Source organism: Pyxidicoccus sp. MSG2 (assembly GCF_026626705.1).
Classification (GTDB): Bacteria; Myxococcota; Myxococcia; order Myxococcales; family Myxococcaceae; genus Myxococcus.
In genome coordinates, this window is the sequence record NZ_JAPNKC010000001.1 from 541,456 (window position 1) to 566,833 (window position 25,378).

A 25,378-nucleotide genomic window follows, 5' to 3' on the forward strand; every position below is an offset into this window, starting at 1 on the left:
ATGGCTGCGTCTCCGCGAGGCATCGAAGTGCTGGTGATGGAAGAGTCCGTGAAGCCCCGGCTGCGGGGCCTCTCGCACCTGCTCGCGGCAGGGGTGGCGCTCTACGGCTGCATCCGGCTGGCGCTGGCACCGGCGCAGGGGGCCCAGTACGCCGCCGCCCTGGTGTTCGGTATCAGCCTGGTCCTGATGTTCGGCGTCAGCGGCACGTACCACTGGCCCACCTGGAGCCCCGCCGCCTACGCGCGCCTGCGGCGGTGCGACCACGCATCCATCTACTTCCTCATCGCGGGCAGCTTCACCCCCATGGCCGCGCTGGAGACCCGGAGCGGCTGGAGCACGCCGCTGCTCTTCCTGATGTGGGGCTGCGCGCTCACCGGCGCGACGCTCGCGCTGCTGGGCATCTCCGCGTCACGGGGCCTGCGCTCCGCGCTCTACGTCGCGCTGGGCCTGCTGGCCGCCCCGGTGGTGGCGCAACTGCCGGCCGTCATCGGCCCGACACGCGTCGCGGGGCTCGTCCTCGGGGGCGTGCTCTATGCGCTGGGCGCGGTGGTCTACGCGAAGCGCTGGCCGGACCCGAAGCCCACCGTCTTCGGCTACCACGAGGTGTTCCACCTCATGGTCATCGCCGCGGCCGCCGTGCACTACGGCGTCCTCACCAGCTTCCTCTGGAGCCGCTGAGGCGAAGCCTACAGCGCGCGCACCATCACCGCGGGCAGGCCCGGCACCTTGAGGTACTCCACGCGCACGGAGCGCACGGCCACCTGCGGCCAGCCCGGCTGCGCGAGCGCCGCCAGCACCTCCGTCACCGGATACTGGAAGGACTCGACGTGGGTGGGGCCGGCCATGGGCTCCAGGCCCCACGCGAGGGAAATCCGCAGCCGCTCGCAGCGGGCCAAGTCCGCCAGGTACGGAGGCAGCGTCCCGCGCGGGGCCGCCTCCAGGTAGCGGCAGAAGGCGATGGCCTCCTCGCGGTTGAGCAATTCCGGGAGCGCCTCCTGGAGGAAGTCCCGCAGCACCGGCAGCAGGCCGGGCCGCACCGCGGGGTCCGCCCACGGCAGGTGCTCGTGCACGCGCGACAGGCGGTGGCCGTCCAACATCCGCCCCGCCCGCTCCACCACGATGGCGTCCGCGCCCGCCAGGGCCTCGCGCTCGCGCGGCGTCAGCGCGTACGGCGCCATGGCCGCCTGCGCGTCCTGCAACCAGGCCTGGCGGAAGCGCGCGTCCACATGCAGCCGCGCCAGCACCTCCAGCGTCTCGGGGTAGCCCATGATGTCGTCTCTTTCAGGCCGCGCTCGCCCCGCAGCGCTTCAGGATGGCGCGCGCGCGAGCGAGCTCCTCCACCAGCCGCGGGAAGGGCGGAAAGCCGCTGTCCATCTCGAAGTTCACCCCGCGCACCGGGCAGCGCGGCGCCACGTACTCCAACAGCCGCCACACCTCGTCCGGTGACACGTTGGAGTGGCTGTCCACGTAGACGCCCTCCATCGTCACCCCACCCGCCAGGTGAATCTGGACCACCCTGTCCAGCGGGAGCCGGTCCACGAAGGCGTACGGGTCGAACTTGTGATTCACCGCGTTGGCGTGGACGTTGTGCAGGTCCAGCAGCAGGCCGCAGTCCGACTCCTTCACCACGCGCGTGAGGAAGTCCGCCTCGTCCAGCGTGCTGAGCGGCGTGTCGAACAGCCAGGCGATGTTCTCGATGATGAAGGGCAGGCCCAGCTCCGCCTGGACGCGGCGGATGTTGCGCGTGCACGTCTCCAGCGCCTCCTCCGTGAAGGGCACCGGCGTGAGCGAGCGCACCGGCAGCTCGCCCGCGCGCGTGAAGCACAGATGGTCCCCGTGCCAGACGGAGCGCGTGGTACCGAGGAAGCGCTTCAGGCTTTCGCGGTAGCCCGGGCCGTCCACGCCATCCGAGCCCACGGACAGCTCCAGCCCATGGCCCGCCAGCGGGAAGCGCTTCGCCAGCACCTCCAGCCGCCGCACCGTGTCCTCCGTCAGCGGGAAGAAGTGCTCGGGCATCACCTCCAGCCAGTCCACACCCGGGTTGCCCCGGGCCAGGTGCGGCTGGAAGTCCCAGCGGTAGCTGAGCCCCACTCCGAGGAACGGAATCGACGACACGGCCCGCCTCCCTACTTCTTCCTGCGCGCCATCACCTGGAAGTGCTGGCCCTGGAGCGCGAAGCCCTCGTGCGCGAGCTTCTCCTGCATGGCGATGATTTCCTCGCGCGCCGCCCAGACGTCGAAGTCCGGCCCGCGCTCGGCCTGCATCGCCTCCAGCATCTCGAAGTACATGACGGGCTTGCCGAAGATTTCCTCCACGTCCGCGCCCGCGGCCTTCACGCCGTCCTGCAGTTCCTTGATGGTGAACAGGTGCACGGGCAGGCCATAGGGGCACTTGCCGCGCCCGGTGAGCAGCATCTTCAGCGCCTCGGCCTTCTTGCCGTGCTTCAGCTCGAACATGAAGTGCTCGTGCCGGTTGTCCACGCCCATGATGACGGGGCCGCCCGGCTTCACCACGCGCACCAGCTCGCTCATCGCCTTGGGGTACTGGTCCAGGCAGTAGGACACCGGGTCGCCCTCGCTGAAGACGAGGTCGAACTCCGCGTCCTTGAAGGGCAGGTCCGCCACCGTGCCCTCGATGAAGGAGCAGCGCTCCAGCAGCCCCTTCGATGCGAGGTACTCCTTCGCCTTGACCAGCATGCCCGCGGAGATGTCCAGCACGGTGACCTGGTGGCCGGCCTCCGCGAAGCGCGCGCTGAACTTTCCGCCGCCGCCGCCCGCGTCCAGCACCCGCCAGGACGTGCCGGCCGGGGGCAGCACCTTCGCCACGGCCGTCCAGGTGAGCTCGTCGTAGACCACCCAGAACAGCTTGTGCGCCGCCTTGGTGTACTTGCTGTCGTTGTACGTCGAAGACACCTGGTCGTAGCGGCTGGAGATGTCCTGCGGCTGGGGCTGCGAGGCGTTGGCGGTGCTCATGACGGGTTCACTCCGGCTCTTCAGTACGTGAAGGAGATCTTCGAGAGGATACGGCGCTCCTGCGAGCCGTTGAAGGGCTGGTCCGAGTAGACCAGGAACAAGTCGCTCCACTCGCGGTAGTGCCAGCCGAAGACGGCGTCCAGCAGCGTGCCCTTCACGTTGCTGTAGTCCGCCAGCTCGGACACCGCGCCCTGCTGGAACGTCACGCGGGTGTAGAGGTTCGGGTTGAACTGGTAGCGCAGCTGCGCGTAGCCGCTCCACGAGTGGCCGGTGCCGGAGGTGCCGAACAGCTCGCTGTTCTCCGGCACGTCCTTGCTCTCCGTGTAGAAGCCGCTGAACTTCGCCTGGAGCCGGTGCCCCATCTTCAGGTTGATCGCGGCGTTGATGCCACGCGTGGGGCCGCCCAGGAAGTTACCCGTGAAGGCCGTCAGCGTCAGGCTCTGCCAGTCGTTGGGGAAGAGGATGAAGCCGCCGGTGGCGATGCGGTCCTTGAAGCCCTCGTTGTCGTCGTAGACGTAGTCCGCGTAGAGGGCGAAGTTGTGGTTCAGGTACGGCGTCACGTTGACGCGGTTGCGCAGGCGGGTGCGCACGTGCTCGTGGTTGCGCCGCCAGAGGCTGTCCCAGGTGAGGTTGATCTGCGGCAGGAAGCGCAGCTTGGGGAACGGCGTCAGGTACAGGTGCGTGTTGTAGCCCTGCTTGTCGAGCACCGGCGTGTAGCCCAGCGGGTTGGCGTAGCGCGCGCCGATGTCCTCCAGGTGGATCCAGAACTCGGAGTTGGTGTCGAAGCGGTGGATGGCGAGCTTGTACGCCTCCGAGTTCTTGTGGCCCGCCACGTCGCTCCAGCTCTTGAGCACCTGGGCCTGGATGAAGAGCTCCTCCCAGATGTGGATGTTGGCGTCGAGGCCCGCGGTGCGGAACCAGCCGTACTTGTCGCCGTTGCGGCTCACCGCCACCAGGTTGATGGCGGAGCGCTTGCCGATGTCCTGCTGGAGGCGGAGCACGCCGGAGTTGAGGTTCTCCTTCTCGTTGCTGCCGTCACCCGGGTCGTCGCGGTGCTGCACGTCGAGCAGCGAGAAGCCCAGGCCGCCCACCTTGCCGGTGAACTGCGCGCCGCCGATCACCTGGTCATGCGGCTTCATGGCGATGCGGCGCGAGGTGAATATCTTGATGGGCGCCAGGAAGAGGTGCTCGCTCTCCACGAAGAAGGGACGGCGCTCGGGGAGCAGCGGCTCCTCGGTGTCCAGCAGCAGCCGGTCCTGGTCGGCCTCCACGTCGGAGAAGTCCGGGTTGACGGTCAGCTTCAGGGCCAGGTTCGACGTCGGGTCGATGCGCGCGTCGAAGCCGGCGTTGGGCTTGAACATCTTCCGGTCCGCGGTGGTCTTCAGCGCGAAGTCCGTGGCCACGTACGGGGTGATGCCCCAACTGCGGCGGCCCTCGATGCCCTTGAGGCCCTCCAGGTGCGGGAAGCGACTCACCTTGGCGCTGTTGACGCCGTCCGGCGTCCAGTTGCTCCACTCCTGGGTGCGGGCCTGCTCGCGGTCCAGCATCAGGCCGAACGTCACCTCCTCGCCCTCCGGGACGTCCGGGAACTGGAAGTTGGCGAAGGGGATGCGGACCTCGGAGTACCACCCGTCCTTGGTGACGGAGCCCATGGTCTCCCACTCGCCCGCCCAGGACGTGGTGAAGGCCTCGCCGTCCGCGACAATGCGGCCGTCGGTGCGCACACCCAGCGGGTTGGTCCAGAAGTAGTACGCGTTGCGGTGGTCCTTGTACGTGTCCAGCATCACCGTGACGTTGTCCTCCTGGTGCAGGAAGGACTCGTTCTGGACGCTGTAGGCGGTGATCTTCGAGGGGTCCTTGTCCAGGCAGTAGAACAGCACGTACAGGTTGTGCTTGTCGTAGAGGATGCGGACCTTGGTGTCGTCACGCGCGGGGTTGCCGTAGTCGATGCGCGTGAGGTGCCAGCCGGAGACCTCCGGGGCCGTGAGCCACACGGCCTCGTCCGGCTTTCCGTCAATGGTGATGGGCTCGCTGGTGAAGGTGGCCTTGTAATTGTAGTGCTGCTGGTCAGCGGGCGAATCGGCAAAGGCCAGAGCGGGCAGACACGCGACGAACAGCGCGGCGCCCCAGGCACAGGTAGACGGTTTCATCCGGGCTCCTGGGATGGGGTGAGGACGGGGGTGTGGGCGACAGCAGCCGGTGCGGAGCGCTCGGGAGCCCAGGCCATGCCGGCCAGGGACAAGAGCAGCGCACCGGAGGACAACAGGAAGGCACTGGACAGCCCGGCGTGCCGGGCGACGAAGCCGTAGGTGAGCGGGGCGAGGACCTGCGCGAGCGCCGCGCAGCCGCCGAGCGCTCCCATGAAGCGGCCGCGCTCCGAGGACGGGGCCACCTCCACCACCACCGCCTGCGCGGAGGGGCGGTGCAGGCCATCCGGCACCGCCAGCAGCGCCCAGGCCACCACCATGACAATCAGCCCGTACGGCGCCGGAATCCAGCCGGCGAGGCCGAGCACGGCGCTCATCAGCACCATGCCCGCCAGCCCCGCGAGGATGAGGCCGTTGCGCTTCGGCAGCGCGTCCGACAGCCGCCCGCCGAAGGGCTGGGCGAAGGCGTAGACGAGCCAGGAGACGGCGACCAGCGGCCCCACGGCCTCGGACGGCGCTCCCAGCTTCATGGCGTAGAGCGGGATGTAGATGGGGAACAGGTTGAGTGCGAAGGCGAAGAAGAACTGCCAGGCGAACAGGCCCGCCAGCCGCGGCGAGCCGCGCACGTAGTCCAGCGGGGCGCGCACGGCGTCCAGCGCCAGCTTCCACTCACCCCCGGAGGCGCGCGCCTTGGACGGCTCGCGCGCGGGCTCCTCCAGCCGCAGGAGCAGCAGGCTGCTGATGAGGAAGAGCCCGCCGGCCAGGAAGAAGGTGTACTGCGTGGACAGCCAGCGGACGACGAAGGCGGAGGCGCCCAGCGCCAGCACGAACATGAGGCTGGTGCTCGCGTCGAGGAGGGCGAAGATGGTGGCGCGCTTCTTCGCCGGCGCGAAGTCCGCCACCAGCGCGCCATTCACCGGCTGCGCGCTGCGCGCCAGCAGGAGCTTGAGCGACAGCGCGGCGGCCAGCGGCAGCGGGTGCGCGAAGAGCGCCATCACCGGCACCAGCAGCGACGTCACCAGCGACAGGCCCACCACGAAGCCCTTGCGGCTGTAGCGGTCCGACAGCGAGCCCATCACCGGCTGCAGGAAGATGGGCACCAGCGAGCCCACCGAGTACACGAGGCCGATGCCCTGCAGGTCCAGCCCGCGCGACTGGAGGTAGAGCGGCATCACCGGGTTGAGCAGCCCTCCGGCCACCGTCCCCACCAGCCCGGACACGAGCAGCACCCGCAGGTTGCCCAGTCCGCGCGTCAGCTCGTACATCTCGCGCACCGCGCGAATGCCCCGGGTCAACATGCCGCCACCCCTCCGGACTCCGAAGTGGCCGCTGAAGCGGCCACCGTGGTTGCCGCGGGCGCGGCCTGACGCAGCGGCAGCGCGCCGAGCACGGACTCGGCGGCCGCGGTGAGGCTCGCGACGGGGCGCACGTCCAGCGCCGTCAGGGGCGCGGCGTCCCACTGACTGCCGGCGGGGACCCACACCGGCACGCGCCCGGCGGCCGCGTGGACCTGGCGCACGTAGCCGTCCGCCACGGCCAGCTTGCCCTGGAGCTTCTCGAGCGGCGCGGACACCAGCGCCTCGCCAGCGTCGAGCGCCACCCCGGTGGCGAGGAAGGGCGCGGGCAGTTCACGCCCGGCGAGCAGCGCCACCCATGCGACGAACAGCGGCAGGGACGCACTGCGTCCGTCCAGCAGGACCTTGCGGCCGCGAACGGAGAAGAAGAGGTCCATCTCGTCCCAGGGCAGCGCGTAGCGCCCGCGGCCCACGGCCGCCAGGTGGCGCAGGTGCTGCTGCCAGGCCGGCGCGTAGCCGGTGTCACGCGACAGGTCCACCCAGAGCCGGCCTTCGCCCGGGCGCACCGCCACGTCGACGGACACGACGCGGAACAGCGGCGCGCCATGGAGGTCCGCCTGGGTGAGCAGCAGCAGTGACGTGGACGAGGAGGGCACGGTGGGGTGTGGAGCGAAAAAAGGGTTGTGGAAAAGACGGGCGGGACGCGGCCTCCGAAGAGGCCGCTGCCCGCCCGCGTGTTTCAACTACTCCGCGATGCGCACGGTCGCGGTCATGGTGCCGCCGCAGGAGCACTTGTCGGACGAAGCGGCAACGCGGACGATCTGGGCCTTGACGTACATGGTGAACCTCTTTCGGGTTATGGGGTGAAACCAGCCGCGGCCCGGAGAACCGGACCACGGCCGGGTGCTATCGGGGAGGACTACTCCGCGACCTGGGTGAGGACGGTCATCGTGCCGCCGCAGGAGCACTTGTCGGACGAAGCGGCAACGCGGACGATCTGGGCCTTGACGTACATGGTGAACCTCTTTCGGGTTGTTGGGTCAGGTGCTGCAAGACGGCGGGAGCGGGAAGGTCACCCTCCCCGCTCCCACCGGTGAGGACTACTCCGCGACGGTGGCCTGGCTGAGCACCTGCATGGTGCCGCCGCAGGAGCACTTGTCGGACGAAGCGGCAACGCGAACGATCTGGGCCTTGACGTACATGGTGACCTCTTGAGGTGTTGCGGGTGGACGGGCTTGCGCCCGACTACTGGATGACCGCGCTGCTGGTCTCGAGCGTCATGGTGCCGCCGCACGAGCACTTGTCAGACGACGCGGAAACGCGAACGATCTCGGACTTCACGTACATGGTCAGTCTCCTTCGAGTTGTGATGGAAACCGCGCCGGTACTACTCGGCGACGGTGGCCTGGCTCAGCACCTGCATGGTGCCGCCGCAGGAGCACTTGTCGGACGACGCGGAAACGCGGACGATCTCGGCCTTCACGTACATGGTGACCTCAGGGGTGTTGCGGGTTGAACCCGTCCCCGCTCCGGTGCAGCTGGCGCGCGGCCGGGGCACTGCGAACGACACGGGCGGGAAGGAAGCCCTCCCGTCCGCATCGTCACTACTACTCGAGCACCCTGACAGTGGTCATGGTGCCGCCGCAGGAGCACTTGTCGGACGACGCGGCAACGCGGACGATCTCAGCCTTGACGTACATGGTGGACCTCGTGGGGTGGTGGGGTGGTGCTTCCCGCCCACGCTCCGGCGAGCCGGTCGCGCGGACGGCACGGCAGAAACGAAAACGGGCGGGGAGGAACCCTCCCCGCCCGAGCCATCGAATTACTCGATGGACGTGCGCACGGTCATCGTGCCGCCACAGGAACACTTGTCGCTGACGGCGGTAACGCGGACGATCTCGGCCTTGACGTACATGGTGGACCTCTTTCGATGCGTTGATGAACCGTGGTGGAACTACTCGGCGACGGTGGCGTTGCTCAGCGTCATGGTGCCGCCGCAGGAGCACTTGTCGGAGGAAGCGGCGACGCGAACGATCTGGGCCTTGACGTACATGGTGAACCTCTTCGTGTTGGGGTTGGGCCTGTGCTGTGAAACACCGCGTTCCGCGTCACAGGCATCGTGTGCATTTTATTAAAAACCAAACACACACAGCTGGCGGCTCTTCATGCGCAAGGCGCGGCCATGGCCAGACAGACCAGGGAAGAACCTGATGAGTCATCTCAGAGGGGGTGAGACGTGTTTCGTCTCTCAGGAAGCCGAAGCGGGCTCGCAGAGCCCCAGCTCCTGGAACTGCGTTACAGTACTCCGCACGTCCTCAGCGATTTCATTCCGCGGCGCCGAAGCGCCCGTCCGCCAGCGAGGGCCTGCACCGCGTCGTCGAGCGTGCTTCCACTGCGGCACAGCTCGAAGATGCGGGCGGCGGTCTCATTCACCCGGAAGACCTCTCCGCCCTCGGTATCCATGAGGAAGAACGCATCCTGCTGCTGCTGGACGATGACACCGGCCGCTGCTCGTGGAAGGACCAAGGTGCGCTCTCCTGGTGACCACAGCTTTCTCAGAACCTGTTAAAAACCCCCTGAGATCCTGACAAGCTGTGCTTCGCTATTTCCGTGTTTCTAAATCCTTCCATTCACATAGTCAATACCTGACGGACCCAGAGGTGAAAAATGACCTCAACCGTGTGAAATCACAGGATGAAACACGAAGGCCCCCCGAGATGACTTGTCGCATGCATGCGACGCGTCACCTCGGAGGGCCTTATGCTGCGAGCCGCCAGTATCAGTAAGACCAGGGGAAGCGCTTGAAGTCGCGCTTGCGCTTCTGGACGAAGGCGTCGCGGCCCTCCTGGGCTTCGTCGGTTCCGTAGGCCAGGCGCGTGGCCTCACCGGCGAAGAGCTGCTGCCCCACCATGCCGTCATCGGGGAGGTTGAAGGCGTACTTCAGCATCTTGATGGCGGTAGGGCTCTTGGTGTTGATCTCCGCGGCCCAGTCGAGCGCGAAGTCCTCGAGCTGCGCGTGCGGCACCACCGCGTTCACCATGCCCATCTTGTGCGCCTCCTCCGCGGAGTAGTTGGCGCCGACGAAGAAGATTTCCCGCGCGCGCTTCTGCCCCACCTGCCGCGCCAGCAGCGCGGAGCCGTAGCCGCCGTCGAAGCTGGCCACGTCCGCGTCGGTCTGCTTGAAGACGGCGTGCTCCTTGCTCGCGATGGTCATGTCGCAGACCACGTGGAGGCTGTGCCCGCCGCCCACCGCCCAGCCCGGCACCACGGCGACGACGGCCTTCGGCAGGAAGCGGATCTGCCGCTGCACCTCGAGGATGTGCAGACGGCCCAGACGTGCCGGGTCGGACTCGCCCTCCTCGCCCTCGTACTTGTAGCCGTCCTTGCCGCGGATGCGCTGGTCTCCCCCGGAGCAGAACGCCCAGCCGCCGTCCTTGGGCGACGGGCCGTTGCCGGTGATGAGCACGCAGCCCACGTCCGTCATGAAGCGCGTGGCCTCCAGCGCGCGGGACAGTTCATCCACGGTGCGGGGGCGGAAGGCATTGCGCACCTCGGGCCGGTTGAAGGCGATGCGGACGGTGCCCTGGTCCACCGCGCGGTGGAAGGTGATGTCCTTGAACTTGAAGCCCTCGACGGGCTTCCAACGCGCCGGGTTGAAGATGGCCGAAACCATGGATTCGTCTCTTGGGGAGAGGGGTTGAACGGCCGCGGACGCTAGGCCCCGTGGCAGCATCCGTCCAGGGAAGCGAGTGCTGCCCCCGGGGCGGGAGATGCACACGCTGCACGGTGGCGAGACGACTCGCCGCGCAGGGGAGGCAGCGGATGAAGCGGACGACCCTGGGGTTGCTCGCCGGGCTCATGTTGGGCGCCCCGGCGCTGGCGCAGGCTCCCACTCCGGCCCGGGCGCCCGAGCCGGCGGAGACGGAGAGCGTGCAGGGCGAAGAGCGCGTGCTCTCCGGCCGGGTGGTCGGCGCGGGCACGGGCCTCCTTTATATAGAGAGCACCCAGGGCCCCGTCGTGCCCCTGCGCGTGACGCACCAGACGCGCGTCCAGGGCCAGCGCATCCCCCGGGAGCAAGCGGTCCAGGCGCACCTCCAGAAGACGCTCCCACCCGGCACATCGGTGCGCGTCACGTTCGACGTGCGCACCCACGAGGATGGGACGCCGGAGAACGTCGTGAGGACGGTGGACGTGCCGTAGCCGCCGTCGCGCGAGCGGAAAGCACGCGCACGGAATCCGACAACAGGGAGTGAGGCATCTGTCCTGCGCTCGCGCCCGGGCTCCGTCCCGGGGGCCTGTGGGCGTCGGTTGCCGTCCAAAGGCACGAAAGGCCGTCTTGGCTCGGGTTACCGGAGCCGCCGAGAGTCGCTGGATGGCGCGCGGGGGAAGGGAGGCCGGAGCCTCCCGGAGCGCGCCGCAAGCGAGGACGGAACATGGCTGTCGAATCCCGGTTCCTGTTGCACCGGCGCACCGTGCTGGCCGCGATGCTGGGGGGCGCGACGGCGTCCCTCCTGGGCTGCGGAAAGGACTCCGTCACCCACCCTCCTCCGGGCCCGCCGCCCGAGGGCGTCTACATTCCCGAGGTCCGCGCCGGAGAGGACGTGTTCGCCTACGTCCAGCGCCTCAAGGGCGGCTTCGACGAGACGCTCTACAAACAGGTGCTGGGCGCCGCCAACGCCTTCAAGGAAGGCGACGCGCTGGTGGGCGTGGCCGCCGCGGATGACTCGTCCCGGAAGAATGCGCGCCAGCTCCTGGAGAACACGCGCCTGGTGGACCTGGGGGCCCACCCGCTGCGCGAGGACCAGTTGCACGCGCTGCTCGTGGAGTCGGAGGACCGGGTGGCCGCGTCCGCCTCGCAGGACTGGACGCTGGGCCGGCTGAAGCAGTTCCTGCTGGAGAGCGGCGAGGCGGACATCCACGCCCTCGTCCCCGGCCTGGGCAGCGACGTCATCGCCTGCGTCGTCAAGCTGATGAGTGACGAGGAGCTCATCTCCATCGGGCGCAAGGTGTTCAACCCGCTGCCGGGCAGCCAGCTCGGCGCGCGGGGCTACCTGGGCGCGCGCATCCAACCCAACTCACCCACCGACAACGTGGACGACATCCGCTGGCAGGTATTCGACGGCTGGGCCTACGCGGTGGGCGACGTGGTGCTCGGCTGCAACCCGGTGTCGTCCTCGCCGGAGTCGGTGGCCGCCATCGAGTCCGCGCTGCACGAGCTGCTCGTGACGTTCGGCCTGGAGGCGGTGCTGCCCCACTGCGTGCTGGCCCACATCGACGTGCAGGCGGAGGTGGAGCGCCAGCACCCCGGCACCACCGGCATCTGGTTCCAGAGCATCGCCGGCAGCGACACGGCCAATGCGACGTTCGACATCTCGGTGGAGAAGATGCTCGGGTACGCGGCCGGACGCACCGGCCAGTACGGCCTCTACTTCGAGACGGGCCAGGGCGCGGACTTCACCAACGGCTCCGGCCACGGCTACGACATGGTCGTCCACGAGTCGCGCAAGTACGGCTTCGCGCGCGCGCTGACGCAGCAGGTGGCGAAGGCCCAGGAGGGCGCGGGACGCGCCGCCGCCCCGTGGGTCCACCTCAACGACGTGGCGGGCTTCATCGGCCCGGAGGTGTTCCGCACCCGGGAGCAGCTCGTGCGCTGCTGCCTGGAGGACATCGTCATGGGCAAGCTGCACGGGCTGACCATTGGCCTGGACGTCTGCTCCACGCTCCACATGGACGTGTCGCTGGACGACCTGGACTGGTGCCTGGAGCGCATCATGCCGGCGAACCCGGCGTACCTGATGGGCCTGCCCACCAAGAACGACCCGATGCTGGGCTACCTCACCACCGGCTTCCAGGACCACGTCCGCCTGCGCGAGAAGTTCGGTTACAAGGTAGAGGACCGGATGTGGGCCTTCTTCCAGCGCCTGGGCGTCATCGACGCGCAGGGCCGGCCCACCGAGCACTTCGGCGACCCCGTCTGGGTCTACCTCCAGTACCTGCGCGCGAAGGGAGACACGCGGCCCGAGCCTGAAATCCGCGCGGAGGCCGCGCAGCGCCTGGACGAGATTCGCGCCCGCGGCGTGCCCATGGCCGTGGGCCACGGGGCGAACGCGTGGGATTTGGAGCCCGCGCTGGAGCGGGAGATGCGCCGCGTCTACGCCGACGCCAAGACGAGCCTGTGGACCGAGCTGTCCGAGCCCTTCATCGCCGCCCTGCCGGACGCCGTGCGGCTGGTGACGAAGTCGAAGGACCGCAAGGAATACATCCTCCATCCGGAGACGGGCGAGCAGCTCGACCCCGCGTCCCTGGACGCGCTGCGCTCGCTGCGCGTTCGCCATGCGGGCCGGTACGACGTGCAGGTCCTCGTGTCCGACGGGCTCAACGCGCTGTCCATCATGGATGACGGCCAGCTTCGGCCGTACCTCGTCGCACTGAGAGATCTGCTCACCCAGGCCGGCTACACACCCGCGCCGGAGCACCTGCTGCTCACCTCGGGCCGCGTGCGTGCGGGCTACCGCGTGGGCGAGGCGCTCTTCGGAGGACTGGGCGACGCGACGAAGCACCGCGCCCTCATCCACCTCATCGGCGAGCGCCCCGGCACCGGCCACCACACCTTCTCCGCCTACATCACCGCGCCCCCGGCGGCGGTCTGGACTCAAGCCGGCCGCGTGGACCACAACATCACCCGCGTGGTCTCCGGCATCGCCCTCACGGCCCTGACACCGTCCCTGGCCGCCCCGGAGACGGTGCGCCTGCTCCAGCAGCTCACGACATAGGAGAGCGTGATGCGTCCGAGGACGTGACTCACGTCAGACTCGCCGGGTAGGTTTCATGGCAAGCCCACGCCATGACACCTGCCCAGAAAGTCTCCGTCGTCCTCGAGCGCCTCCATGAAACCCACCCGGATGCGCGCTACGAGCTCAACTGGTCCACGCCCTTCGAGCTGCTCGTCGCCACCATCCTCGCGGCGCAGTGCACGGACGAGCGCGTCAACCGCGTCACCGCCACCCTCTTCCCGAAGTACCCCGGCCCTCGCGCGCTCGCGGACGCGGACACCGCCGCGCTGGAGGAGGACCTGAAGCCCACCGGCTTCTACAAGCAGAAGACGAAGTCCGTGCAGGCCATGAGCCGCGCGCTGCTGGAGGACTTCGGCGGCGAGGTGCCGCGCACCGTGGACGAACTGGTGACGCTGCCCGGCGTGGCGCGCAAGACGGCGAACGTGGTCCTCAACACCGCGTTCGACCTGCCCTCGGGCATCATCGTCGACACGCACGTCGCCCGCGTCAGCCAGCGCATGGGGCTGACGAAGCACGACAAGCCCGACGTCATCGAAGAAGACCTGATGAAGCTGGTGCCCCGCGAGCAGTGGACCTTCTTCGGGCCCGCCACCGTGCTGCACGGCCGCTACACCTGCACCGCGAAGAAGCCGAAGTGCGAGGAGTGTGTCTTCAAGGACATCTGTCCGCGCATCGGCGTGTGACTGCGCACGTCGCGCTGTCCGGACGTGGGACGCGAGGGCCTCTCACCGTCCGACTCTGGGACGCGCGGAGCCTTCGCGTGTTCCGACGTCTCGGATGCGCGGACGCACGGAATACGGGCGGCCGGGCTCGGGTTCGGCCGCCTCTTGAAGGGACATGACCCCTGCCCCTTCCCACGTCGCGGCACCTGGCGCCGAGGCCCGCCCGATTGACTCCAGCGAGCGGCTGGCGCTCCTCGACACGCTGCGCGGCTTCGCGCTCTGCGGCGTGTTCATCTCCAACGTCTACATGTGGTTCAGCGGCAGGGCGTTCGTCCCGCGCGAGCAGATGATGGCGATGATGGCGAGCGCCTCGCTGCTGGACACCGTCACCACGCAGGCCTTCATGCTGCTGGTGTTCGGGAAGTTCATCACCATCTTCTCCTTCCTCTTCGGCCTGGGCTTCGCGGTGCAAATGGGCCGGGCCGAGGAGCGCGGCGCCTCCATCGCCCCGCTCTACTCGCGGCGCCTGGGGGTGATGCTGATGATGGGGCTCACCCACCTGTTCCTGCTCTGGTACGGCGACATCCTCAGCACGTACGCGGTGCTGGGCTTCGGGCTGCTGGTGTTCCGGCGGCGCTCGGACCGGACGCTGCTCATCGGCGCCGCGCTGCTGGCCTTCGTGTGGCCCGTCATCGGCACGCTCATCGTCAAGCTGCCGCAGCTGCTCGCCGCCACGCCGGAGGCCGGGGCCGCCATCGCGAAGGCGTCAGGAGAGCACTCCGCGGCCCTCAAGGCGCAGGCCCTGGCGGCCTTCTCGGGCGGGAGCTGGCTGGACGTGGTGCGGGATGGCGGCCGCTTCTACGTGCTCGACTTCCTGCCGATGATTCTCGCCACCATGCTCGCCACGTTCGGCCGCTTCCTCCTGGGCCTGCTGGCGGGGCGGCGCCGGCTCTTCCACGACGCGCCCCAGCACCTGGGCCTGTTCCGCCGGCTGCTCGGGTGGGGGCTGGTGGCCGGGGTGGTGGGCAGCGGCGCCGGGCTGGTGCTGCAGCAACTGATGCTCCGCAAGATTCTCACCCCGGAGTCGCTGCCCACGTGGGTGCCCTTCGCCATGGCGCCCCTGCGGCACCTGGGCGAGCTGGGCTTCGCGAGCGTCTACGTGTCGGGCATCACCCTGCTCTTCCAGCGCGCCGCATGGCAGCGGCTGCTCGGGGTGCTCGCGCCAGTGGGCCGCATGGCGCTGACCAACTACCTGTCGCAGACGGTGATGAGCGTACTGTTCTTCTACGGGTACGGCCTGGGGCAGATAACGAAGCCAGGCCCGGCCGCGTGCTTCGGGCTGTGCCTGGCCGTCTTCGCCGTCCAGGTGGTGTGGAGCCACCTCTGGCTGTCGCGCTTCCGCTTCGGCCCCGCGGAGTGGATGTGGCGCTCGCTCACGTACGGCAAGGCGCAGCCGATGCGCCGTGACGACGTCGCGGGCCGCCGCGCCACCGTGCCCGCGTAGCGAGGGGTACGGCGCTCCGCTCCACGTGGCGCACCCCGCCGCGTGGAGCGGGCCTTCGTCCGCTACTGCCCGTCGCTCACGCCGTCGGGCGCCCGCTCGGGCTCGGATTCATCCACGGGCTCGTCCGGGACGTAGCCGTCGCCACCGCCCTCACCGTCGCCGTCGCCGTCCGCTTCGGCGTCGTCCCGGGGCGAGTGGATTTCGGAGGGCTTGCGGAACTCCACCACGTTGCTCACGGCCGTCCGCGCGCTGCTGGCGCAGCCGTAGTTGGACGCATACGCCCTCAGCAGGACGGTGGAGTCCCAGTTCTTGTCGTCATCCAGCGTGAGCTCGGAAGAGACCGTCTTGGTGGCGCCCGGCGCGATGGTGAAGTTGCTGGAGCTGGCCTCGTCGATGTCGCCCGTGCTCTCCGCGCTGTCGTAGAGGCGCAGGCACACGCCCAAGGAGAGGCGGGCCGTGCCCGTGTTCGTCACGGTGAAGGTCGCCACGACGGAGTCCGACGGAGACTCCTGGCTCAGGCCCACGTCCTTCAGCTCGAAGACGGCGACGCCATCCTCGGGGTCCGTGAGCTTCAACCACTCGGGAGCCTCCGCGGGCGCAGGTCTGCCCGTCAGGTCCAGGTGGCTCACCGGGCTGAGGACGGTGTCCCCCGAGAGGCTGTAGCAGGCCGACCCGGCGTAGAGCCGGACGGTGCGGGCCTCGCCCCAGACGTCCTCGGCGATGTTCGTCACATCCTCGAAGCCGTCCGACTCCCCACCCCTCAGGCTGATGGGGCCCAGGCTGGTGTACGAGAGCTGATAGCCGTCCTTGTCATGCAGCGAGAGGCAGCTGCTCGCGCGCGCCCGCTTCGCGCCCAGGTTCTCCAGCGTGTACGCGAGCTTCACGCTCACCCCGGTCCGGGTAATCGTCACATCCTTGAAGCGGAACGGCCTGCGCGTGTCCGTCAGCAACACCGTGCCCGCGTCCTTCGCGGCCGGAGCCGCCGCCGCGACCTGCCCGGCATCCGGTGTGGCCGCTTCCGCGGGTGCGGGCTCCTGCTTCTTGCAGCCACCCAGTGCCACGACACCCAGCAACGCGACGGCCCAGCCCGGGCGCGTGCGAGAACCTTGTCTGCGCATGAGGAGTCCCCTCGTGAGGTGCCCACGCTCTTAGCGCGAGTGTCCCGCACCCGACAATGCCCCCGCCCTCCTTCCGGGCGTTCAGCCGGAGGCCCTCGCAGCGCCACTGCGCCGCGCCCGGCTTCGGGTTAGGTACGCCCGGTGTCGAACCTCGACCTGTTCGCCCCTCCCCCTCCCCCCACGGGCCCGGGTGCGCTGGACTCGCTGCTGAAGGTGTCCCGCATCTACCTGGAGCCGGGCGTGGAGGAGCACCTTCGCGGCAGGGAAATCCTCGCGCGCTTCCCGGACGCGGAGCGGGTGGAGGTGGCGTCGCACCAGAACATCCCCGGCCTGTTCGGCAACGAGGGCAACGCCGAGGCCTGGAACCGCATCAAGGGCAGCACCCTGGTGCTGGGCGTGAAGAAGACGATGTCCTTCACCCCCAACGGGCGCAGCTGCGACTTCATCCCGCCGTCCACCGCCAACGGCTGCGTCATGAGCTGCGCGTACTGCTACGTGCCGCGCCACAAGGGCTACGCCAACCCCGTCACCGTCTTCGTCAACATCGACCGGATCCTCGCCTCCATCCGCCGGCACGCACAGCGGCTGGGGCCGAAGACGGAAGGCAACAGCGTGGACCCGCGCTACTGGGCCTATGACATCGGCTGCAACAGCGACTGCGCCGCGGACGCGGCCCTGAGCAACAACGTGAGGGACCTGGTCCGCCTCTTCACCACGCTGCCCAACGCGATGGGCACCTTCGCCACCAAGCTCGTCAACCGCGAGCTGCTGGACTACGCGCCGAAGGGCAAGACGCGCATCCGCTTCAGCCTCATGCCACACGCGAAGGCGAAGCTGCTGGACGTGCGCACCAGCCCCATCTCCGAGCGCATCGCCGCCATCAACGACTTCGTGGCCGCTGGCTACGAGGTCCACCTCAACTTCTCCCCCGTCGTCGTCTACGACGGCTGGCAGACCGAGTACGACGCGCTCTTCCAGCAGGTGGACGACGTGCTCTCCCCCGAGGCGAAGGCCCAGCTCGCCGCCGAGGTCATCTTCCTCACCCACCACGCGGGCCTCCACGAGGTGAACCTGCGCTGGCACCCCAGGGCCGAGGCCTTGCTCTGGACGCCCGGGACGCAGGAGGCCAAGGTGTCCCAGGGCGGCGGCGCCAACGTGCGCTACCGCACCGGGCTGAAGGGACGCCTGGTGGCCGAGCTCGAGGAGCTGCTGGCCCGCCGCATGCCCTACTGCCGGGTGAGATACGCGTTCTGACCCGCACGCAGTGTCCGAGCCGTGACTACCGGGGCCCAGGCTGTGGCAGACTCGGTCGGACCATGTGGGATTGGGTCCGCCAACTGGCGGAGTGGTCTCGTGAAGATGCGCCCTTCGCCGTCGCGACGGTGACTGCGTGCCAGGGCAGTACCCCCGCCGAGCCCGGCGCGAAGCTGCTCGTGCGCGCGGACGGGACGTTCCACGGCACCGTGGGCGGCGGCCACCTGGAGCAACTGGTGCTCGCGGACGCGCGCGCCTGCCTGGAGAAGGGCGAGGCCCGCTCCTACCGCTACCCGCTGGGCGCGAAGCTGGGCCAGTGCTGCGGCGGCGTGGTGGACGTCTTCGTGGAGCTGGTGAATCACGGCCCGCGCCTCTACCTCTTCGGCGCCGGCCACGTGGGCCAGGCGCTGTGCCGCACGCTGGAGGGCACGCCCTTCCAGGTCCACCTCGTGGACGAGCGCCCCGAGTGGCTGCAAGGCGAGCGAATCCCCGCGTCGGTGGTGCGCCACGACGAGCCGTGGGACGCGTTCGCCGCCCGCGCCTCGTGGGACGCGCGCCGCACGTACGTGGCGGTGATGACGCACCGGCACGACCTGGACCAGGACATCATCGCCTTCGCGGTGGAGCGGCCGGCGCGCTACCTGGGACTCATCGGCAGCCGCACGAAGTGGGCCCGCTTCCGCCAGCGGCTGGAGGCCCGGGGCGTGCCCACGCGGAACATCGACCGGGTGCACTGCCCCATGGGCGTGGAGATTGGCGGCAAGTCGCCACAGGAAGTGGCGGTGAGCATCGCCGCCGGCCTGCTCCAGGTGCACCACGGCCTCAGCGTTGACACACGCTCCGAAGCATCGCTTCCGGAGCAGCCCCGCGTACGCGGGGTATCGTCTGGAGAATGAGCATCATGTTCGAGTTCCTGCTCAACGGAACGACGGTTCGCGTCGACGGCGTGTCCCCCAACACCACCCTGCTGGACTTCCTGCGCACGCGCGGCTCCACCGGGACGAAGCAGGGCTGCGCCGAGGGAGACTGCGGCGCGTGCACCGTGGCCATGGTGGACCGCGACGCCCAGGGCAACCGCTGCCTGCGCGCCTTCAACGCGTGCATCACCCTGCTCCCCATGGTCGCCGGCCGCGAGGTCGTCACGGTGGAGGGCGTGGGCCGCCGCGAGCAGCCCCACCCCGTGCAGCAGGCCATGGTGAAGCACTACGGCTCGCAGTGCGGCTTCTGCACGCCGGGCTTCATCGTCTCCATGGCGGAGGCGTACTCGCGCAAGGACGTCTGTACCCCCGAGGCCGTGGCGGACCAGCTCTGCGGCAACATCTGCCGCTGCACCGGCTACCGTCCCATCCGCGACGCGATGATGGAGGCGCTCGCCACGCGTGACGCCGGCACCGCGCGCGAAGCGCTCCCGGGGGTGGCCCTCGGCGGCCCCGCCGCGCCGCTGCCCGCGCTGCGCTACGAGGCGCGCGGACAGACGTTCCTCCGCCCCACCTCGTGGGAGGAATTGCTCGCGCTCAAGGCCGCCCACCCCGAGGCGCTCCTCGTGGCCGGTGCCACCGAGCTGGGCGTGGACATCACCAAGAAGGCCCGCCGCTTCCCGTTCCTCATCTCCACCGAGGGCGTGGAGTCGCTGCGCGCCATCCGCCGCGAGGCGGACGGGTGGTACGTGGGCGGCGCGTCGTCCCTCGTGGAGTTGGAGGACGCGCTCGGCAGCGAGCTGCCCGAGGTGACGAAGATGCTGAACGTCTTCGCCTCGCGGCAGATTCGCCAGCGCGCCACGCTGGCCGGCAACCTGGTGACGGCCTCGCCCATTGGCGACATGGCGCCCGTGCTGCTCGCGCTGGACGCGCGGCTCGTCCTCGCCTCCGTGCAGGCTGAGCGCGTCGTGCCGCTGGCCGACTTCTTCCTCGCGTACCGGAAGACGGCACTGCGGCCGGATGAAGTGGTGCGCCACATCGTCATCCCGCATGCGTCCACTCCCGCTGGCGGTCAGCGACTGTCGGACTCCTTCAAGGTGTCCAAGCGCCGCGAGCTGGACATCAGCATCGTCGCCGCGGGCTTCCGCGTGGAACTGGACGCGGACGGCGTGGTGCGGCTCGCGCGGCTGGCCTACGGCGGCGTGGCGGCAACCCCCGTGCGCGCACGCCGCGCGGAGGAAGTGCTCACCGGCCAGCCCTGGACGCGCGAGACGGTGGCGCGGGTGCTGCCCGTGCTGTCGGAGGAAATCACCCCCATCAGTGATTTGCGCGGCAGCGCGGAGTACCGGCGCGGGCTGGTGGTGGGCCTGTTCCAGAAGTTCTTCTCCGGCGAGCGCAGCCCCTCGCTGGACGCCGCCCCTCGCTTCACCCTGGGCGGGCCGGGGGCCAGCGCGGACGCGGGCCGCGAGCTGCGGCACGAGAGCGCGCTGGGCCACGTGACGGGCAGCGCGCAGTACGTGGACGACCTCGCGCAGCGGCAGCCCATGCTGGAGGTCTGGCCGGTGTGCGCGCCGCACGCGCATGCCCGCATCCTCCGCAGGGACCCCATCGCCGCGCGGAAGATGCCGGGCGTGGTGGCGGTGCTGATGGCCGAGGACATCCCCGGCATGAACGACACCGGCCCCATCCGCCACGACGAGCCGCTGCTCGCCGACCGGGAGGTGCTCTTCCACGGGCAGGTGGTGGCCCTGGTGGTGGGCGAGTCCGTCGACGCCTGCCGCGCCGCCGCGCGCGCCGTGGTGGTGGAGTACGAGCCGCTGCCCGCCGTCCTCACCGTGGAGGACGCCATCGTCCAGGGCAGCTACCACACCGAGCCGCACGTCATCCGCCGGGGTGACGTGGACGCCGCGCTGGCCGGCAGCCCCCACCGCCTCACCGGCACGCTGTCCATTGGCGGCCAGGAGCACTTCTACCTGGAGACGCATGCCGCCTTCGCCGAGCGCGGCGACGATGGCGACGTCACGGTGACGTCCTCCACCCAGCACCCCTCGGAGGTGCAGGCCGTCATCTCCCACGTGCTCGATTTGCCGCGCAGCCGCGTGGTGGTGCAGGCCCCGCGCATGGGCGGCGGCTTCGGCGGCAAGGAGACGCAGGGCAACTCCCCCGCGGCCCTGGTGGCCCTGGCCGCGTGGCACACGGGCCGGCCCGTGCGGTGGATGATGGACCGCGACGTGGACATGACCGTCACCGGCAAGCGCCACCCCTTCCACGCCACCTTCGAGGCCGGCTTCGACGGCCAGGGGAAGCTGCTCGCCCTGCGCGCGCAACTGGTGTCCAACGGCGGCTGGTCGCTGGATTTGTCCGAGTCCATCCTCGACCGCGCCCTCTTCCACCTGGACAACGCCTACTACGTGCCGGCCCTGGCGTACTCGGGCCGCGTGGCGAAGACGCACCTGGTGTCCAACACCGCCTTCCGTGGCTTCGGCGGCCCCCAGGGCATGCTCGTGTGTGAGGAGGTCCTCGCCCGCGTGGCTCGCGCCGTGGGCCTGCCTCCCGAGGAGGTGCGGGAGCGCAACCTCTACGCCGGCTCGGGCGAGACGAACACCACGCATTACGGGCAGGAGTTGGAGGACGAGCGCATGCCCCGGCTCTGGCGCGAGCTGAAGGAGTCCTCGGACTTCGCGCGGCGGCGGCAGGAGGTCGACGACTTCAACGCCCGCTCGCCCCGCATCAAGCGCGGCCTGGCGCTCACGCCGATGAAGTTCGGCATCTCCTTCACCGCCACGTTCCTCAACCAGGCCGGCGCGCTCGTCCACGTGTACCGCGACGGCTCGGTCATGGTGTCGCACGGCGGCACGGAGATGGGCCAGGGCCTGCACACCAAGGTGCAGGGCGTGGCCATGCGCGAACTGGGACTTCCCGCCAGCGCCGTGCGGATGGCGAAGACGGCCACCGACAAGGTGCCCAACACGTCCGCCACCGCTGCCTCCAGTGGCTCGGACCTGAACGGCGCGGCCGTGCGCAATGCGTGCGTCACCCTGCGCGAGCGGCTCGCCCCGGTGGCCGCGCGGCTGCTCGCCGAGAAGCACGGACGCAGCGTGGCTCCCGAGGCGCTGGTATTCCAGGACGGACGCGTGGGGCCCGCGGGCGAGCCCGAGGTGGCCCTGCCCTTCGCGGCGGTGGTGGAGGCCGCGTACCTGTCGCGCGTGGGGCTGTCGGTGACGGGCTACTACCAGACGCCGGGCATCGGCTACGACAAGGCGCGCGGCCGGGGCCGGCCCTTCCTCTACTTCGCCTATGGCGCCGCCGTGTGCGAGGTGGAGGTGGACGGCTACACCGGCATGAAGCGCGTGCTGCGCGTGGACCTGCTGGAGGACGTGGGCGACTCGCTCAACCCCGGCGTGGACCGCGGGCAGATTGAGGGCGGCTTCGTACAGGGGCTCGGGTGGCTCACCGGCGAAGACCTGAAGTGGGACGCCAATGGACGGCTGCTCACGCACTCGGCCAGTACGTACGCCGTGCCCGCGTTCAGCGACGCGCCCATCGACTTCCGCGTGCGGCTGATGGAGAAGGCTCGGCAGCACAACACCATTCATGGGAGCAAGGCCGTGGGTGAGCCGCCGCTGATGCTCGCCATGTCCGCTCGCGAGGCGCTGCGCGACGCGGTGGCCGCGTTCGGACAGGCCGGCGGCGAGGTGGAATTGGCCTCGCCCGCCACTCACGAGGCGCTGTTCCTCGCCATCCAGAAACGGCTGGCCGCCGGTGCGAAGGAGGACGGACGCGAGGCGGCGTAGGGCCGTCCGGAGGTCAGGACACGGGCGACCCAGGGCCGTCGCACGGGCCCGCCACGTCGGAGGGCCCCTCCAGCGGAAGCGTGACGGTGAAGGTCGCGCCCTGGCCCGGGGCGCTCTCGGCCCCCACGCAGCCGCCGTGGGCCTCCACAATCTGCCGGGTGATGTAGAGCCCCAGGCCCAGTCCCCCGTAGTGCCGCTCCGACACGGCGCGCTCGAAGCGCTGGAAGATGCGGTGGAGCGACTGCGGCTCGATGCCGATGCCCTCGTCCCGCACCACGAGCCGGGCCGTCTTCTCGCTGGCGGCCACCTGCACGTGCACGGGCTTCCCCGCGCCGTACTTGAGTGCGTTGGAGAGCAGGTTGGAGACCACCTGCTCCAGCCGGGAGCGGTCCCACCTCCCGAGGATGGAAGGGTCGGCCTCCAGGAAGATGCGTGACCAGGCACGCTGCGCCTGCGGCTCGTAGCGCGCCACCAACTCACGGACGAGCGCGGACAGGTCCACCGATTCCAGCTCGAGCTGGAGCCGGCCCGCGCGGATGCGTGACACGTCGAGGAGCCCGTCGACGAGCTCCGCCAGCCGGCGGACCTGCCGCTGCGCCAGCTCCAGGTCCCCGCGCATCCGCTCCGCCGCGTCCCCCAGGGACTCCACGGGAAGCGAGCGCTTCATGCCCTGCAGCTTGAGCGCCAGGGGCGTGAGCGGTGTCTTCAGCTCATGGCTGGCGACGGAGAGGAACTCGTCGCGCAGCCGGATGGCGCGCTGGGCCTGCGCGTAGAGGCGGGCATTGTCCACCGCCGCTGCCGCCGGTAGGCCAGCTCCTCCGCCATGACCCGGTCCTCATCTCCATACAGCCGGTCCGGGTCCCCCGACGCAAAGGCGATGACACCCAGCACATGCCCGCGCGAGGTGAGGGCCACCGCCACGACGGACACCGCCTCCATCGCCTCGAGCAGCGCGCGGTGCATGGGTCCGGGTGACTGCGTCTCGCGGAGGTCGACGAGCACGGCCCGCCCGGAGGTCGACAGCGCGTCGTAGAGCGCGGTCCAGACGGGCTTCGCGGCCTCTTGTAGCGCCTGTTGGACATGCGGGGCCCGGGCCGGCTCACGGTGCGCCACCTCCAGCCAAAGCGGCGTCCCCTCCGGCTGCGTCAGGCTCACCATGCAGCACGTAGCCACCGAGGACGCCGCCAGCTCGGCCACGCGCGTCAGCAGGGTCGTCTCGTCATCGAGGCTGCTGGCCAGCAGTCGGCTGGCCCGGGCGAGGAAGGTGAGACGCTCCTCGGAGAGCTTCCGCTCGGTGATGTCGCGGGAGATGCAACCCAGCCCTGTCGGCTGGCCGCTCTCCGAGTCCCGGACGAGGAAGTACTGGCTGAAGAGGGGGATGGCCTTCCCGGTGCGCTGGTTGAGGGCGCGGATGTCACCCACCCACCGGCCCTCCCGCTCGATGGCGGGGAGCGCCTCCTGCTCGATGATGTGGCGGTCGTCCGGGTGCACCTGGTCGAGCACCGAGAGCCCCTGGACCTCCGCCAGGCTCTCCAGGCCCAGCAGCGTGCGGCCCGCCTCGTTGATGTAGAGGGCCCGCCCGTCCACGTCGTGGATGCAGATGACGTCGGGCGAGCTCTCCACCACCGACACCAGGCGGCCGCGCTCCAGCTCCGCGTGCTTGCGCGCGGTGACGTCCTGGATGACCGACACCACGCGCAGCGGTCGCCCGGACTCGTCGCGGATGAGGGTGGCGGCAATCTCCACCCAGATGATGCCGCCATCCTTCCGGACCCAGCGGCGGGCGTTGATGGCGGGAACCTCGCCCCCTCTCACCAGCCGTGCGAGCCCCGCGGCGCCCTGGGGCCGCTCCTCGGGGTGGACGAGGTCGATGTAGGTCATCCCGCCCAGTTCCTGGGCGGTGTAGCCCGTCACCTCGCACAGCTTCGCATTCACGACCAGGAGCCGGCCGGTGAAGGGGTCCACCTGCGCCATGCCCGCGGCGGCGAGGTTGAAGAAGGCGCGGAACTGCTCCTCGCTCTTTCGGAGCGCCAGCTCCTGCTCCCGCGGCTCGGTGACGTCCACCAGCCAGCCCACCCACTCCCGCACGCGGCCGTCCGGCCCCAGCACCGGGACTCCGCGTGACAGCATCCGCCGCCAGCTCCCGTCATGGCGCAGCAGGCGGTACTCGGAGGAATACGGCGTGGGCCTGAACAGCGCCAGGGCCCAGTCCTTCCAGACGCCCTCGCGGTCCTCGGGGTGGATGAGGTTCATGTAGCCGTGGCCCCGGTACTCGGCGAAGGCCCTCCCGGTGAAGGCCTCCCACGAGACACTCGGCTCGACGGCGGAGCCTTCGGGCGTCAACGTCCACATCACGCTCGTGGTCGCCTCCAGCAGGGCATGCAGGCGCCGCTCGCTGCGCAGCAGCTCCTCCAGCCGGCCCTCCACGGCCGCCCGCGCTTCCCGCTCGATCCGGAGCTCCGCCCTCCATTCCGAGGCCAGCGTGGCTTCCGCGGCGTCATTCCGCTCCGGACCGCTCCCCAGGAGGGCGCGAAGGGTGCGGACCACCGCGTCCCGCGAGAGCGGCCGCACGGCGTACGCCAGGGTGCCCGGCAGCGCGTCCATGAGGAGCCGGCCCTCCGGGCGCTCGGAGGAGACGAGCAGCAGCAGCGCCATCCCTCCCTGCTCTCGCATGGCCCGCTGGAAGCTCCGGGTCCAGGCGTCCGGGTCTTCAGCGTCGGCATCGAGCACGAGCAATTCGAAGGACTCGTCCCGGAGCAGCACCGCGGCCTGCTCCGCCGCGTCCACTTCCACGGGCTCGCGGCCCAGGGCGGCGAGCGCGGAGCGCAGGCATGCACCCTCCTCCGCGCCCAGCCGAGGCAGGAGGACCTTCTCTCGCACCAGCGCAGCCGCGGCCCTTCGCGAGGGCCTCTCACCCGCCC

General features: G+C 69.9%; 19 protein-coding genes. 8 read left to right on the forward strand and 11 right to left on the reverse strand.

Going from position 1 to position 25,378, the window contains the following annotated elements:
* On the forward strand, positions 1 to 678 hold the full coding sequence (gene trhA, locus OV427_RS02295) for a PAQR family membrane homeostasis protein TrhA (protein ID WP_267854474.1): 678 nt from the start codon (positions 1 to 3) through the stop codon (positions 676 to 678).
* A gap of 8 nt (positions 679 to 686) precedes the next feature.
* Here trhA and OV427_RS02300 read toward each other — a convergent pair whose 3' ends face one another.
* The 8 genes from OV427_RS02300 to OV427_RS02335 all read right to left on the reverse strand — a co-directional run bounded on the left by OV427_RS02300 (position 687) and on the right by OV427_RS02335 (position 10,087).
* The gene (locus OV427_RS02300) at positions 687 to 1,268 is read right to left on the reverse strand and encodes a hypothetical protein (protein WP_267854475.1); all 582 of its coding nucleotides are present in this window, start codon (positions 1,266 to 1,268) and stop codon (positions 687 to 689) included.
* A 13-nt stretch (positions 1,269 to 1,281) separates the two neighbouring features.
* Positions 1,282 to 2,115, reverse strand: a complete 834-nt coding sequence (locus tag OV427_RS02305) for a DUF692 domain-containing protein (protein ID WP_267854476.1) — start codon at positions 2,113 to 2,115, stop codon at positions 1,282 to 1,284.
* Between the two features lie 11 nt (positions 2,116 to 2,126).
* A complete protein-coding gene (locus OV427_RS02310) occupies positions 2,127 to 2,972 on the reverse strand; it encodes a class I SAM-dependent methyltransferase (protein WP_267854477.1) in 846 nt (281 codons plus the stop codon).
* 20 nt (positions 2,973 to 2,992) lie between these two features.
* Positions 2,993 to 5,122 carry a carbohydrate binding family 9 domain-containing protein gene (locus OV427_RS02315; protein WP_267854478.1) on the reverse strand — a complete coding sequence of 710 codons (2,130 nt, stop codon included), beginning with the start codon at positions 5,120 to 5,122 and terminating at the stop codon, positions 2,993 to 2,995.
* Positions 5,119 to 6,417 (reverse strand): MFS transporter, encoded by a 1,299-nt coding sequence (locus tag OV427_RS02320; RefSeq protein ID WP_267854479.1) that lies wholly within the window; start codon positions 6,415 to 6,417, stop codon positions 5,119 to 5,121. Before OV427_RS02320 ends, OV427_RS02315 begins: the two co-directional genes overlap by 4 nt.
* On the reverse strand, positions 6,411 to 7,070 hold the full coding sequence (locus OV427_RS02325; RefSeq protein WP_267854480.1) for a hypothetical protein: 660 nt from the start codon (positions 7,068 to 7,070) through the stop codon (positions 6,411 to 6,413). Before OV427_RS02325 ends, OV427_RS02320 begins: the two co-directional genes overlap by 7 nt.
* A 1,639-nt stretch (positions 7,071 to 8,709) precedes the next feature.
* Positions 8,710 to 8,940 carry a PqqD family protein gene (locus OV427_RS02330; RefSeq protein WP_267854481.1) on the reverse strand — a complete coding sequence of 77 codons (231 nt, stop codon included), beginning with the start codon at positions 8,938 to 8,940 and terminating at the stop codon, positions 8,710 to 8,712.
* Between the two features lie 253 nt (positions 8,941 to 9,193).
* The gene (locus OV427_RS02335) at positions 9,194 to 10,087 is read right to left on the reverse strand and encodes a 1,4-dihydroxy-2-naphthoyl-CoA synthase (protein WP_267854482.1); all 894 of its coding nucleotides are present in this window, start codon (positions 10,085 to 10,087) and stop codon (positions 9,194 to 9,196) included.
* A gap of 149 nt (positions 10,088 to 10,236) precedes the next feature.
* Between OV427_RS02335 and OV427_RS02340 the strand changes: the two genes are divergently transcribed.
* The 4 genes from OV427_RS02340 to OV427_RS02355 all read left to right on the forward strand — a co-directional run bounded on the left by OV427_RS02340 (position 10,237) and on the right by OV427_RS02355 (position 15,374).
* The gene (locus OV427_RS02340; RefSeq protein ID WP_267854483.1) at positions 10,237 to 10,614 is read left to right on the forward strand and encodes a hypothetical protein; all 378 of its coding nucleotides are present in this window, start codon (positions 10,237 to 10,239) and stop codon (positions 10,612 to 10,614) included.
* Positions 10,615 to 10,847: 233 nt separating this feature from the next.
* Positions 10,848 to 13,187 carry an ethanolamine ammonia-lyase subunit EutB gene (gene eutB, locus OV427_RS02345; protein ID WP_267854484.1) on the forward strand — a complete coding sequence of 780 codons (2,340 nt, stop codon included), beginning with the start codon at positions 10,848 to 10,850 and terminating at the stop codon, positions 13,185 to 13,187.
* Positions 13,188 to 13,258: 71 nt separating this feature from the next.
* On the forward strand, positions 13,259 to 13,891 hold the full coding sequence (gene nth / locus OV427_RS02350) for an endonuclease III (RefSeq protein WP_267854485.1): 633 nt from the start codon (positions 13,259 to 13,261) through the stop codon (positions 13,889 to 13,891).
* 154 nt (positions 13,892 to 14,045) lie between these two features.
* Positions 14,046 to 15,374 (forward strand): DUF418 domain-containing protein, encoded by a 1,329-nt coding sequence (locus tag OV427_RS02355; protein ID WP_267854486.1) that lies wholly within the window; start codon positions 14,046 to 14,048, stop codon positions 15,372 to 15,374.
* 62 nt (positions 15,375 to 15,436) lie between these two features.
* Here the strand turns inward: OV427_RS02355 and OV427_RS02360 are convergent, their stop codons facing one another.
* A complete protein-coding gene (locus tag OV427_RS02360; RefSeq protein WP_267854487.1) occupies positions 15,437 to 16,492 on the reverse strand; it encodes a hypothetical protein in 1,056 nt (351 codons plus the stop codon).
* A gap of 141 nt (positions 16,493 to 16,633) precedes the next feature.
* On the opposite strand from OV427_RS02360, the gene OV427_RS02365 reads away from it, so the two are divergent.
* The 3 genes from OV427_RS02365 to xdhB all read left to right on the forward strand — a co-directional run bounded on the left by OV427_RS02365 (position 16,634) and on the right by xdhB (position 22,457).
* Entirely contained in the window at positions 16,634 to 17,746 is a 1,113-nt protein-coding gene (locus OV427_RS02365) for a spore photoproduct lyase family protein (RefSeq protein WP_267854488.1), read from the forward strand.
* Positions 17,747 to 17,808: 62 nt separating this feature from the next.
* Positions 17,809 to 18,642 (forward strand): xanthine dehydrogenase accessory protein XdhC, encoded by an 834-nt coding sequence (gene xdhC, locus OV427_RS02370; protein ID WP_267854489.1) that lies wholly within the window; start codon positions 17,809 to 17,811, stop codon positions 18,640 to 18,642.
* A 5-nt stretch (positions 18,643 to 18,647) separates the two neighbouring features.
* Positions 18,648 to 22,457, forward strand: coding sequence for a xanthine dehydrogenase molybdopterin binding subunit (gene xdhB, locus OV427_RS02375; RefSeq protein ID WP_267854490.1), 3,810 nt, complete (start codon positions 18,648 to 18,650; stop codon positions 22,455 to 22,457).
* A gap of 13 nt (positions 22,458 to 22,470) precedes the next feature.
* Here the strand turns inward: xdhB and OV427_RS02380 are convergent, their stop codons facing one another.
* Both OV427_RS02380 and OV427_RS02385 read right to left on the reverse strand, forming a co-directional pair.
* On the reverse strand, positions 22,471 to 23,247 hold the full coding sequence (locus OV427_RS02380) for a sensor histidine kinase (protein ID WP_267854491.1): 777 nt from the start codon (positions 23,245 to 23,247) through the stop codon (positions 22,471 to 22,473).
* Positions 23,163 to 25,337, reverse strand: coding sequence for a PAS domain S-box protein (locus tag OV427_RS02385; protein ID WP_267854492.1), 2,175 nt, complete (start codon positions 25,335 to 25,337; stop codon positions 23,163 to 23,165). Before OV427_RS02385 ends, OV427_RS02380 begins: the two co-directional genes overlap by 85 nt.
* Positions 25,338 to 25,378 lie beyond the last annotated feature (41 nt).

Bases quoted from the DNA above. Each gene is read 5' to 3' on its own strand.
- eutB (WP_267854484.1), top strand. From the start codon at position 10,848: ATGGCTGTCGAATCCCGGTTCCTGTTGCACCGGCGCACCGTGCTGGCC.
- OV427_RS02300 (WP_267854475.1), bottom strand. From the start codon at position 1,268: ATGGGCTACCCCGAGACGCTGGAGGTGCTGGCGCGGCTGCATGTGGAC.
- OV427_RS02360 (WP_267854487.1), bottom strand. From the start codon at position 16,492: ATGCGCAGACAAGGTTCTCGCACGCGCCCGGGCTGGGCCGTCGCGTTG.
- trhA (WP_267854474.1), top strand. From the start codon at position 1: ATGGCTGCGTCTCCGCGAGGCATCGAAGTGCTGGTGATGGAAGAGTCC.
- OV427_RS02315 (WP_267854478.1), bottom strand. From the start codon at position 5,122: ATGAAACCGTCTACCTGTGCCTGGGGCGCCGCGCTGTTCGTCGCGTGT.
- OV427_RS02320 (WP_267854479.1), bottom strand. From the start codon at position 6,417: ATGTTGACCCGGGGCATTCGCGCGGTGCGCGAGATGTACGAGCTGACG.
- xdhC (WP_267854489.1), top strand. From the start codon at position 17,809: ATGTGGGATTGGGTCCGCCAACTGGCGGAGTGGTCTCGTGAAGATGCG.
- OV427_RS02335 (WP_267854482.1), bottom strand. From the start codon at position 10,087: ATGGTTTCGGCCATCTTCAACCCGGCGCGTTGGAAGCCCGTCGAGGGC.
- xdhB (WP_267854490.1), top strand. From the start codon at position 18,648: ATGTTCGAGTTCCTGCTCAACGGAACGACGGTTCGCGTCGACGGCGTG.
- nth (WP_267854485.1), top strand. From the start codon at position 13,259: ATGACACCTGCCCAGAAAGTCTCCGTCGTCCTCGAGCGCCTCCATGAA.
- OV427_RS02310 (WP_267854477.1), bottom strand. From the start codon at position 2,972: ATGAGCACCGCCAACGCCTCGCAGCCCCAGCCGCAGGACATCTCCAGC.
- OV427_RS02355 (WP_267854486.1), top strand. From the start codon at position 14,046: ATGACCCCTGCCCCTTCCCACGTCGCGGCACCTGGCGCCGAGGCCCGC.
- OV427_RS02340 (WP_267854483.1), top strand. From the start codon at position 10,237: ATGAAGCGGACGACCCTGGGGTTGCTCGCCGGGCTCATGTTGGGCGCC.